Origin of the sequence: Corallococcus sp. AB032C, assembly GCF_003668935.1 — a bacterium.
GTDB lineage: Bacteria > Myxococcota > Myxococcia > Myxococcales > Myxococcaceae > Corallococcus > Corallococcus exiguus.
The window spans coordinates 1-11,655 of the sequence record NZ_RAWP01000043.1 but is presented as its reverse complement, the minus strand read 5'-3'; the positions used below and the strand labels follow the sequence as shown (position 1 = coordinate 11,655).

Here is an 11,655-nt window from a genome sequence, read left to right as displayed (position 1 = left end):
CGATGTCAGCAGCAGGAGGAGACAAGCGAGGATGGCGGGCTGGCGGGCAGACCCGCGAGAAGCTGACATGGCGGTGCATCCTACCGAGCACAAATCGTAGTCAGGAGCGCGTTTTTCACGATAAGGGAACGCGTCGCATTCCTCACAGGAACCTTCCCATGACCGAACCCGCCGAGCCCCAGGGGCTCCCTGTTCCGCAGCACGTCCACAATGCGCAGCTCCAGCTTTCCGCCGCGTTGGAGAAGGCCAGCGGCGCACCGGTCGACCTGACGAAGGCTCCGTGGGCGGACGTGGAGACGTCGGTCATCCAGCTGCTGGGCGGCCGGTTCGACCCGAACAACCCGAACCACCAGGGCGCGGCGCTGGGCCTGGCGGGCGGCTTCGCGCTGCGCCTCATCTCCGAGCACCAGGCGTTCTGGTTCCCCAACCGGGACTCGCCGGAGGGCGCCTCGCTGGGCTTCCCCGAGGCCATCATCATGCTGTCCCCGTTCGGGGCGGTGATGGACGCGCTGGCGCAGGGCAAGTTGACGCGGCTGGACGACCTGGCCGCCGACATCCGCCGCTCGCTGGGGCAGGTGAAGTTCGGCACCAACCCGGCGCAGGCCCTGGGTGGCGGTCAGCCCCAGCGGCTGGGGCCCCAGGAGTACCAGCGCCTGTTCGACCCGGGCTTCCTCCAGTTCATCGTGGTGGATCCGGCCAAGGCGAAGCAGGCGCTGGAGGCGAAGACGGACGCGCTGGCGCGCGACGTGCGTGACGCGCTGGGCCGCACCCAGCCGCCGCTGCCGCCGGAGGCCCGCCAGCAGTTCGAGGGGCAGATCGTCACGTCGCTGCAGCGCATGGAGCAGGGCAAGACGCTGGCGGAGCAGGCCGAGCGCGCCCCGCGGCTCGCGGAGCTGCTGACGCACCTGGTGGCGACGGTGGGCGGCACGGGCTCCGCGCCGGAGGAGTTCTGGCACGACGTGGTGCTGCCGCTGCTGTTCATCGGCACGCCCGCGAGCTTCCCGCCGCTGGACGACGACGAGCTGGAGGCGTTCAAGCAGGGCGCGGATCCGCTGGCGCTCTTCGTGGACGTGGTGCCGCACTCGCACCGCGCGCCGGACGAGGGCCTGCTGGGCGCGTTCGAGATGTCGGAGATCGGCCTGGTGCACCCGGCCTTCCAGAAGGTCGGCGCGCTGCGCCTCATCCGCATCAACCCGGACCGGCTGAAGCCGATGCTGGAGAAGTACGACCCGAACGCGACCATGGACGCGGTGCAGCGCTTCACGGCGCACGTGACCCAGGCGGCGGGCAAGCCGGCCGCGGAGTCTCCGCAGAGCAAGGAGATGCTGCAGGCGGCGCTGACGCTGCTGGCGGACCTGAAGCGCTCCGTGTCGGTGGGCGGCGACGTCTGCCTGCGCCGCCTCACGGAGGCCGAGGCCGCTTCCGAGCAGGCGCTGGCCATCGTGCGCCGCGCGCTGCAGAGCCCGCGCATCATCCTCACCTAGTCCGGTGGGACGGGCGCGCGTCCGGGGCGACCGGGACGCGCGCCGTTACTTCTTCGCGAGCAGTGCTTCCAGCGCGGCATGGGGCTCCGGACGGAGCCGCTCCGAGGCCAGCTGTAGGGCCCGCCGCGAGAGCTGTGCGTAGAGCGGAGCGATGTCGGGAGGCAGCGCCGCGAGGTGCGCCGCGACGACGCCCGCGTCCCCTCGGACGATGGGGCCGGTGAGTCCACCCGAGAGACCGCGCGCTTCGATGCCTCGCAGCGCCGAGCGCATCAGCGGCAGCAGGGCCTTCAGCGCGGCCTCGGGTTCGATGCCCGCCGCGCCCAGCGCGCCCACGGCCGCGTCCGCCAGGGCCACCAGTCCACCGGCGCTCAGCACCGCGCCCGCGTGGTAGGCGGCCCGGTGTGCTTCCGGCACGTCGAACATCGCGAAGCCCACGTCCTCGGCCATGCGCTGGAGCACGGCGCGCAGGGAAGGGGAGCGCGTGCTGATGGCTGCGGTGTGGCCCGCGAGCGAGTCCCACGCGGAGGACACGGCGCAGAGTGGATGGAATGAACCCACCGCGCGGCCCCGCTGCGTGCCCAGCGCGGAGAGGGGCAGGGCGCCCGCGGTGTGCACCAGCGCCACCGTGCGCGGCAGCTCGCGTGACAGGGCTTCGGACACCGAAGGCACCGCCGCGTCCGGCACGCACAGCACGCAGACGCGCGCCTTCTTCAGGTCCGCTGGGGTCGCGGGCTTGAGGCCCAGGGCCCGCGTGCGCTCATGGCCCGCGAAGTCGCGCGAATGCACTCGCACGGGCCAGCGCTTCGCCTGCAGCGCCAATGCGAGAGCACCTCCCAGCCGGCCCGCGCCGACGATGACCACGGGGACCCGTCGCGCCTTTGCCGTCACAGACGCTGTGGTGCGCGGCGCAGGACGACCTTTCGATGCTATCGGAGCAGTTCGTGCCGTCGCAGCGGGAGCCGAAGGCTCCCTCGCCGGCTGGCTTCGTGATGCCATCGAAGCCGTTCGTGCCGTCGCAGCGGGAACTGAAGCATCGCGAGCCGGCCGGCTGCGCGAGCCCGCCGTGCGAGGACGCGCTGGACTTTCGGGCTCGGAGCGAACGGTGCTGCTCCGGCCTCGCCGCGCCACGGTCAGGCGGCGTCCCGGGCGAACTGGAGCTGACCGGCCTGCACGGCCACGCGCACGCGGTCGCCCGCGCCGAATTCGCCGGAGAGGATGCGCTCCGCCAGGGGGCCTTCCACCAGCCGTTGCACCACCTGACGCATCGGCCGCGCACCCAGCATCGGGTCGAAGCCACCGGACTTGAGCAGGTGACCCACCACGTCCGTGCCCGCCGTGTAGACGATGCCGCGCTCCGTCGCGAGCCGCTTGCTGCTCTCCGCCAGGATGAGCGTGGCGATCTTCGCCACTTCCTGCTCAGCCAGCGGACGGAACGGCAGCCGCTCATCGATGCGGTTCCACAGCTCCGGCGGCAGCGCCTTGCGCGCCGTGTCCGACGCCATGTCCAGCGCCTTGCCCTCGGCCGCGTCCGCCGCGCCGAAGCCCACCGCGCGGCCCGTGCGGCTGAACGCCTCCGCGCCCAGGTTCGTGGTCATCACGATGACCGTGTTCGAGAAGTCGATGTGCCGGCCCTTGCCGTCCGTCAGCCGCCCCTCCTCCAACACCTGGAGCATCAGCATCTGCACCTCGCGGTGCGCCTTCTCGATCTCGTCCAGCACCACCACCGACGACGGCCGGCGGCGCACCGGCTCCGTGAGCTGCCCACCTTCACCGAAGCCCACGTAGCCCGCGGGCGAACCGATGAGGCGCGACACGCCGTGGGACTCGGACATCTCGCTCATGTCCAGGCGCACCAGCGCGTCCCGGTTGCCGAACAGCACCTCCGCCAGCGCCCGCGCCATCTCCGTCTTGCCCACGCCCGTGGGGCCCAGGAAGAGGAAGCTGCCCATGGGACGGCGCGACGCGAAGCCCGCGTAGTTGCGGCGGATGACCCGCGAGATGCGCACCACCGCGTCGCCGTGGCCAATCACGCGCTCCGCCAGGTCGTTCTCCAGCCGGAGCAGCCGCGCGGAGTCGTTCATCAGCAGCCGCTCTTCCGGCACGCCCGCCAGCTTCGCCACCACGCGCGCCACGTCCGCCGCGTCCACCCGGTGCTTGCCCTCGCGGTGGCAGCGGCTGCCCGCCAGGTCCACCACGCTGATGGCCTTGTCCGGCATGAACCGGTCCGTCACGTAGCGGCTCGCCAGCGACGCGGCCGCCTCCAGTGCCTCCGGCAGGTAGCGCAGCGCGTGGTGCTCCTCGTAGCGCCCGATGATGCCCTGGAGGATCTGCACCGTCTCCGGCACCGACGGCTCATTCACCACCACCGGCGTGAAGCGCCGCTCCAGCGCCGGGTCCGCCGCGATGAACTTGCGGTACTCGTCGTGCGTCGTCGCCCCGATGCAGGGGAACTCGCCGCGAGCCATCGCCGTCTTCAGCTCGTTGGCCGCGTCCTGCGGGCCCTCGCCCGTGGATCCCGCGCCCACCAGCGTGTGGATTTCGTCGATGAAGACCACCACGCGCCCCTCGGCTCGCCGCACCTCTTCCTTCAGTGCGTTGAGCTTCTCGGAGAACGAGCCGCGCAGCTGCGTGCCCGCCACCAGCGTGGCCATGTCCAGCTCGACGAGGATCTTCTCCGCCAGCGTGCCGCGCAGGCCCATCAGGCGCTGCGCCACGCCCTCCACCACCGCCGTCTTGCCCACGCCGGGCTCGCCCAGCAGGCACGGGTTGTTGGTGCGGCGCTTGCCCAGGATGTCGATGACCTCCTCGACCTCGCGCGCGCGGCCCACCACCGGGTCCAGCTTCCCCTCGCGCGCGGCCTGGCTCAGGTTGCGGCCCAGGGACGTGAGCATCGGGAACGCCTTGGCGTCCAGCGTCAGCGGCTGACCCTTGGCCTGGGACGGCGGAGTCGAGGACGGCTTGACCACGGGCGCGGGAGGCGGCGGGGCGGGCGGAGTCGCGCGGGCCACCGGGGCCGGAGGCGCGGGCGGCGCCATGCGCGGCATCGGCGGCGGCGGGGCTTCCGAGACGGCGTCCTGCGTCACGTCGTCCTCGTCCACGTCGATGAGATCTCTCGGCGACAGCGCGGGCGTCGTGCGCGGGGTCGTCACCGGGGGCGTCATCACCGGAGCCGGCGCGGGGGCCGGACGCGGCACGCTCAGCGCGAACGTGGAGGAGGGGAGGGGAGATGGCGGCGCGCCCACCGGACGGCTCACCGGCGCGCGCGTGGCCACCGCCTGGCCGTAGCCCGGCTGGAGCCGACGTGGCAGGCCGCCACTGGTGGAATAGGCGAGCGCCGTGTTGGACAGGGAGATGAGGTCCAACCCCGTCCGCCCGAGCAGGTCGCTCGCGGCGCAGCGCTTGCGAATGATGGCGATGAGCAGGTGCAGGCAGTCCGCCTCGCCCGCACGGAAGGTACTGGCCAGCTCGCGGGCGCGCGCGGTCAGCTCCTGCACCACGTTGCCCGTCTCCGCCGGGGCCTCCGTGATGAGTTGGAGGAGCGCGTCCTCGTCCACGCCCTTCTCCTTCAGGAGGAGCTGGGCACGGTTCTCCACCGTGAAGAGCGCCAGCAACACGTGGGCCGACGTGGGCTTCTGGGCGACGCTGCGGGCGATGTCATGCGCCTCATGGAGAACCTGGGCGAGATCCGTGCTGTCGACCATTCATGCTCCGGCAAGCGTCCAGCCGAGCGGAATACACCGTCCGCCGCTCGGCCGCAAAATTTAGGCTACAGACCGCTACAGGATGGATGCAAGGCAGGGTAAACCTTGGGCCGCGGCCGGATTTCGGTTGGCTGCCCGCCCGTTTCCCGACTCAATTCAAGGGACCGGGCAATCACTCCGGGAGGGCTGCGTAATCCGCCCAGAGACCCCATCCCTATGACCTCCCTTGCTCAACCGGCGCGCGTCTTCGTGGACCCTCTTGGGGGGATGCGCGCCGCCGTCGAGGCCCGGCGTTGGCTGTGGCCCCTCCTCATCCTCGCCTTCTGCGTCGCCATCTCCGGCACCGTCTACGCGCTGCGCTGGGACGCCACCACCTCCATCGTGAGCGCCCTGCCCACGGACTCGACCGCGTCCAGCGTGTCCGAGTCCGACATCGCCGAGCAGATTCAAACCGCGTCGCGCAAGGCGCTGGTGGGCGGCATCGCCAAGGGCCTCATCGTGATGCCCCTGATGGTGCTGGCGCTCGCGTGCATCCTCTGGATCGCGGCCTGGCTCTTCAACAAGCCCGCGGCCTTCGGGCAGCTGATGACGGCCGCCGCGGTGGCGCTGCTGCCCATCGCGCTGTACCACCTCATCTACGCGCTGTGCGCGGGCTACCAGCACTCGCTCACCGACCTGCGCGCGGAGCGGCTCGTGCCCTCCAGCCTGGCCCTGCTGGACGGCCTGACGCCGAAGATGCAGCGCGTGCTCAAGGGCGTGGACTTCTTCAACCTGTGGAGCGTGGGCCTGCTGGGAGTGGGCTTCTCCACCGCCACCGGCATGCGCCTCGGGCGCGCGCTGGTGCTCATCGGGGTGATGTACCTCATGTACGTGGGCGTCTTCTTCATCGGCCTGCCGGCGGGAGGTGCGCAGTGAGCGCCTTCCTCGTTGTCGCGACGCTGCTCACCGCCACGCCCATCACGCTGGAGGAGACGCGCCAGCTGGGCCGCAAGAACACCCAGGCGCTCCAGGCCGCGTTGGACGTCGCCGTGGCCCAGGAGGACCAGCGCGTGGCGCGCTCCGGCCTCCTGCCGCAGGTGCAGCTCAACCTGGGCCCCAGCCTGGACTACGTGGGCCGGCGACGGCAGGTCTTCACCGTCCCCATCAGTGAGACGGAGACCGTCACGCGGGAGGTGGTGGCCACCTCCAACACGGCGGACAGCTACTTCGCGTCCCTCGGCGTGTCGCAGGTCATCTACAACCGCGGCCTCTGGAAGCAGCTGGAGCAGGCGGGCGTCAACGTGGACGCCACGCGCAACCAGTCCATTGAAGAGTCGGATACCTCCGAGCTGGAGGCCATCCGCCGCTTCTTCAACCTCTTCCTGTCGCAGGCCACGCTGGGCGTGCTCAACGCCACGGCGCAGCGCAGCGAGGTGCAGCTGGAGCGCGCGCGCGCCCTCTTCACCGCGGGCCGCGTGGGCAAGTCCGAGGAGATCGCCGCCCAGGTCAACCTGGGCAACGACCGCATCAACATCGTGCAGCGCCAGAACCAGCTGGTGGCGGACCAGGTGCAGCTGGCCGTGTGGCTGGCGCGCCCCGGCACCGAGCTGCTCCAGGCGGTGGACCCCGGCGTGTTCCAGCAGGAGCCCGCGCCGGCGCCTCCCCTGGATGACGCCATCAAGCAGGCCCGCGAGCACCGCGCCCTGCTCAAGGCGCTCCAGCAGCGCGTGCAGGTGGCGGAGCTCCAGCGGGCCATCGTGCAGGGGGACTACATCCCCCGCGTGGGCCTGTCCGCGCGGTACTCGCACAACAGCCAGGCCCCGGGCTCGTTCTTCAGCGAGCCCGGCTACGGCAACATGTTCAACGGCGGCGTCACGCTGACGTGGGACCTGTTCAACGGCTTCAATACCGACGCCCAGTCCGCGCGCGCCCAGGTCAACATCCGCAAGGCGGAGCTGACGTTCGCGCAGACGGCGCGGGAGCTGGAGGCGGAGGTGCGCCGCTCCCACCAGGTGCTGGAAGGACAGATTGCCTCCGCGAAGCTCGCGGCGGACAACCTGACGGTCGCCCAGCAGGGCCTGGCACTGGCGGAGGAGCGCTTCCGCGCGGGCGCCGGCTCCACGCTGGACGTGCGAGACGCGCAGCTCAAGTTGACCCAGGCGGAGCTGGTGTTGCTCCAGAGCCGCATCGATGTCGAAATCGCCCGCTATGCCCTGTTCCGGGCCATGGGCACGCTGAACCCGGGAGACTCACAATGACGTGGTGGAAGGCGGCAATCGCCGGCGCGCTGTTGCTTGGAGCGGTGGCCATCACCGTGGGCGGCCTGCGGGACCGGCCGCCCCCGACGCAGGAAGTCCAGATGGCCAAGGCCCGCAAGGGCACCATCACCCGCACCATCACCGGCGCGGGCAAGGTGCAGGCGGCCACCACGGTGAAGATCTCCTCCAACCTGTCCGGCGACCTCGTCGCCCTCAAGGTGAAGGACGGTGACCCCATCACCAAGGGGCAGGTGCTGGGACAGATCGACAAGCGCTACTACGAGGCGGCCGTGAAGCAGGCCACCGCGTCCCGCGACGCGGCCCGCTCCGAGGTCCAGGTGTCGGAGGTGGACACCGTGCGCCAGCGCGCGGAGCTGGCCCGCGTGAAGGGGCTCGCGGAGAAGGGGCTCGCGTCCGCCGCGGAGGTGGAGCAGTCCCAGGCGGTGGTGGACACCGCCGCGGCGCGCCTCGCGGCCGCCAAGCAGCGCGTGGCCCAGAGCAGCGCCGTGCTGGAGCAGGCCTCCACGGACCTGGCGCGCACCACGCTCCTGTCCCCCATCGACGGCAACGTGATTGAGCTGACGCGTGAAGTGGGCGAGCGCGTGCGCGGCTCCGACTTCTCCGAGGACGTGGTGATGACCATCGCCGCGCTCAACCAGATGGAGGTGAAGTTCGAGGTGGGTGAGCACGAGGTCGTCCACCTGAAGTACGGCCAGCCCGCGGAGGTGACGCTGGACGCGCTGGAGGGCCAGTCCTTCACCGGCACCGTGGTGGAGATCGCCCAGAAGGCCACCATCAAGAACCCGGGCACGGAGGCCGAAGTGACGAGCTTCCCCATCACCGTCGCCCTGGACGCGCGTCCGCCGGGCGTGCTCCCCGGCATGAGCGCCGAGGCGCGCATCAGCGCGGAGACGCACAACGACGCGGTGCTGGTGCCCATCCAGGCCGTCACGGTGCGCGCGGAGCGCTCGCTGCCGGACTACCAGGCGCCGGTGGAGGGCACGTCCCTCACCGCCAAGCGCCGCACGGAGTCGCTGGCCAAGGTCGTGTTCGTGGTGGACAACGACAACAAGGCGCAGGTGCGCCGCGTGCGCACCGGCATCGCCTCCGACACGGAGCTGGAGGTGCTGGAGGGCCTGCAGGTCGGGGACCGCGTGGTGGAAGGCCCCTACCGCACGCTGTCCAAGGAGCTGTCCCACGGGGACGCGGTGCGCGAGCCGGAGAAGGCCGCGGCGAAGGGCAAGTCGTGACGTCGGCCCCTGCACCGGACGCGGGCCCCCTCATCCAGGTGGAGGGGCTCACGCGGGCCTTCTTCGTGGGCGGTGAAGAGGTGCGCGCGCTGCGCGGCGTGTCCTTTGGCATCCAGCGGGGTGAGTGGGTGGCCATCATCGGCCAGTCCGGCTCCGGCAAGAGCACGCTCATGAACGTGCTGGGCTGCCTGGATACGCCCACGAGCGGCCGCTACATGCTCAACGGCAAGGACGTGTCGAGCATGGACGACGACGACCTGGCCGTCATCCGCAACGTGGAGATCGGCTTCATCTTCCAGACGTTCCAGCTGCTGCCCCGGGAGACGGCGCTCGCCAACGTGGAGCTGCCGCTGGTGTACCGGGGGATGGGCGCGAAGGAGCGGCGCGAGCGGGCGAAGGCGGCGCTGGACAAAGTGCAGCTCACGCACCGCATGCACCACCGGCCCAACGAGCTGTCGGGCGGTCAGCGCCAGCGCGTGGCCATCGCGCGGGCGCTGGTGTCGGAGCCGTCCATGCTCCTGGCGGACGAGCCCACGGGCAACCTGGACTCGGCCACCGGCGAGGAGATCGTCAAGCTCTTCGAGCAGCTGCACCGCGCGGGGCACACGCTGGTGCTCGTCACGCACGAGCCCAAGCTGGCCGCGCGCTGTCCCCGGGCCATCCGGTTGAGCGACGGGGAGATCGTCGCGGACGGGCCGGGGCCGGAGGTGGCGCTGGGCGTGCACGCGGCACCCCAGGCGGGCACCGCGTGAGCTTCCGGAAGGGCTTCCGCGTGGACGTGCTGGAGGGGGCCCGCATCGCGGTGTTCTCCCTCCGGGCGAACCGGATGCGCACGGTGCTCACGACACTGGGCATCGGCATTGGCGTGGCGACGCTCCTGGCCATTGTCGGCATCATCCAGGGGCTCAACGCGTCCTTCGACAAGCAGCTGGCCACGCTGGGCGCGAACACGATCTTCATCTCCAAGTACCCCTGGATGGTGAAGGGCAACTGGTGGCTCTACCGCAACCGGAAGAACTTCACGCTGGAGCAGGTGGCGCAGCTGCGCGCCCAGGCGGACTTCATCACCGCCATCTCCCCGGCGGTGCTGCGCACGTCCGACGTGTCGCACGGCGCCCTCCAGGTCTCCAACGTGCGCATCAACGGTGTGTGGAGCGACTACCTGGCCATTGGCAACTACGAGGTCGTGTCCGGACGCTTCCTCACCCGCGCGGACGAAGAGGTAAACCGGGCGGTGACGGTGCTGGGCGCGGACGTGGCCGCCTCGCTCTTTCCCAGCATCAGTCCGCTGGGTCAGACGGTGCGCATCGACGGGCGGCCCTTCCAGGTGGTGGGTACGTTGGGGCGCAAGGGGAAGGTCGTGGCGGAGAACATGGACATGTCCGTGTTCATGCCGTTCAAGACCTTCAACTCCAACTTCGGCAAGGGGCGGCCCATGCAGATCGCCATCGCCGTGGCGGACGCGGGGCAGATGGCGAAGGTGGAGGACCAGCTGGTGGGCATCATGCGGCGCGTGCGCGCGACGCCACCGGGCCAGCCGGACGACTTCAACGTCAACCGGACGGACTCGCTCGCGGCGACCTACGAGCAGCTCACCGGCGCGCTCTACGCGGTGGCCACGGGCGTGGGACTCATCACGCTGTTGGTAGGCGGCATCGGCATCATGAACATCATGCTGGTGTCGGTGCGTGAGCGGACGCGAGAGATTGGGGTCCGCCGGGCGCTGGGCGCGCGCCAGCGCACCATCGTGCTCCAGTTCCTGATGGAGGCCTCCAGCGTGTCCGCGGTGGGGGGACTGTTGGGGACGACGGTGGGGTTGGGCACGGCGAAGATCGTGTCACTGGTGACGCCGCTGGCGGCGGACGTGCGCCCGGGCACGGTGGTGGGCGGGGTGGCGTTCGCGGCGCTGGTGGGCCTGCTGTTCGGCATCTGGCCGGCCGCGCGTGCGGCCCGGCTGGACCCGGTGGAAGCGCTCCGCTACGAATAGGGCAATGCGGGCCTTCCTGGACAACTTGCGGCTGGCGCTCGGCACCTTCCTGGGCAACCCGCTGCGCTCACTCCTGACGCTGGTGGGCATCGTCATCGGCGTGGCCACCGTCATCACGATGATGGCGCTGATTGAGGGCCTGCGCGAACAGGTGAACAAGAACCTGGGCAGCCTGGGCGCGCACACCTTCGAGGTGACGAAGTGGCCCACCGGCTTCGGCCGCATCAACTGGGCGAAGTACGCCAAGCGCAAGGACCTGCTCGGCGACGACGTGCGCGCCATCGTGGAGTCGTGTCCCTCCGTGAGCGCGGCCACGCCCCTGGCCCAGGAGTGGGGCAAGAAGCTGACCACGGCGTTCCGGGAGACGCCCCCTTCGGTGAGCGTCCTGGGCACGGAGCCCACGTACCTGGAGACGAGCGGCGTCGTCGTGGCGACCGGCCGCTTCTTCAACGAGACGGAGACGCTGGACGGCCGCCCGGTGATGGTCATTGGCGTGGACCTGGCGGACACGCTCTTCCCGGGCATGAACCCGGTGGGCTCCGAGGTGCGGTTGCAGGGCCGGCCGTTCCAGGTGATTGGCGTGCTGCAGAAGCGCGGCAGCGTCATGGGGATGGCCAGCCAGGACAACCAGGCCATCCTGCCCATGCGCGCCTTCCAGCAGTTCTACGGCAAGAACCGCTCGGTGGAGATCGACATCCAGGCGCGCGACGGGGCGTCGTTCCAGAAGGCGCAGGATGAAGTGGTGAACCTGATGCGCCGCCGCCGGGGCCTGACGCCGCAGGAGCCGAACGACTTCGAGCTGCACACCAACGAGTCCATGACGGCGTCCTTCAACGAGCTGTCCCAGGTCATCGCGCTCGCGGGCGTGGGCGTGTGCCTGCTGTCGCTGGTGGTGGGCGGCATCGGCATCCTGAACATCATGCTGATGTCGGTGACGGAGCGGACGCGGGAGATTGGCTGTCTCTTATACACGTCTCCGAGCCCACGAGACGCTCA

At 70.6% G+C, this 11,655-nt stretch carries 9 protein-coding genes; 7 read left to right on the top strand and 2 right to left on the bottom strand.

The features are described 5' to 3' along the window. The first annotated feature begins 158 nt into the window (after window positions 1-158). On the top strand, window positions 159-1,484 hold the full coding sequence (locus tag D7X99_RS20110) for a hypothetical protein (RefSeq protein ID WP_121779191.1): 1,326 nt from the start codon (window positions 159-161) through the stop codon (window positions 1,482-1,484). A 45-nt stretch (window positions 1,485-1,529) separates the two neighbouring features. Here the strand turns inward: D7X99_RS20110 and D7X99_RS20105 are convergent, their stop codons facing one another. Together D7X99_RS20105 and D7X99_RS20100 are read right to left on the bottom strand one after the other, a co-directional pair. Then, complete coding sequence (locus tag D7X99_RS20105) at window positions 1,530-2,372, bottom strand: Rossmann-like and DUF2520 domain-containing protein (RefSeq protein ID WP_121779190.1); 843 nt, start codon at window positions 2,370-2,372, stop codon at window positions 1,530-1,532. 242 nt (window positions 2,373-2,614) lie between these two features. Next, window positions 2,615-5,185: an AAA family ATPase gene (locus D7X99_RS20100; protein WP_121779189.1), complete on the bottom strand. Its 2,571-nt coding sequence runs from the start codon at window positions 5,183-5,185 to the stop codon at window positions 2,615-2,617. Between the two features lie 216 nt (window positions 5,186-5,401). Here D7X99_RS20100 and D7X99_RS20095 point away from each other — a divergent pair, with 216 nt between their 5' ends. From D7X99_RS20095 to D7X99_RS20070, 6 genes are all read left to right on the top strand, one after another. Beyond that, a complete protein-coding gene (locus D7X99_RS20095; RefSeq protein WP_121779188.1) occupies window positions 5,402-6,100 on the top strand; it encodes a YIP1 family protein in 699 nt (232 codons plus the stop codon). Next, on the top strand, window positions 6,097-7,422 hold the full coding sequence (locus tag D7X99_RS20090) for a TolC family protein (protein WP_121779187.1): 1,326 nt from the start codon (window positions 6,097-6,099) through the stop codon (window positions 7,420-7,422). Before D7X99_RS20095 ends, D7X99_RS20090 begins: the two co-directional genes overlap by 4 nt. Beyond that, entirely contained in the window at window positions 7,419-8,672 is a 1,254-nt protein-coding gene (locus tag D7X99_RS20085; protein ID WP_121779186.1) for an efflux RND transporter periplasmic adaptor subunit, read from the top strand. Before D7X99_RS20090 ends, D7X99_RS20085 begins: the two co-directional genes overlap by 4 nt. Beyond that, window positions 8,669-9,424, top strand: a complete 756-nt coding sequence (locus D7X99_RS20080; RefSeq protein WP_120579769.1) for an ABC transporter ATP-binding protein — start codon at window positions 8,669-8,671, stop codon at window positions 9,422-9,424. The genes D7X99_RS20085 and D7X99_RS20080 overlap by 4 nt, the downstream gene beginning before the upstream one ends. Beyond that, window positions 9,421-10,659, top strand: coding sequence for an ABC transporter permease (locus D7X99_RS20075; RefSeq protein WP_120579770.1), 1,239 nt, complete (start codon window positions 9,421-9,423; stop codon window positions 10,657-10,659). The genes D7X99_RS20080 and D7X99_RS20075 overlap by 4 nt, the downstream gene beginning before the upstream one ends. Before the next feature lie 4 nt (window positions 10,660-10,663). Then, window positions 10,664-11,655: ABC transporter permease (locus D7X99_RS20070; protein WP_121779185.1), on the top strand; the 992-nt coding region annotated here is incomplete at its 3' end.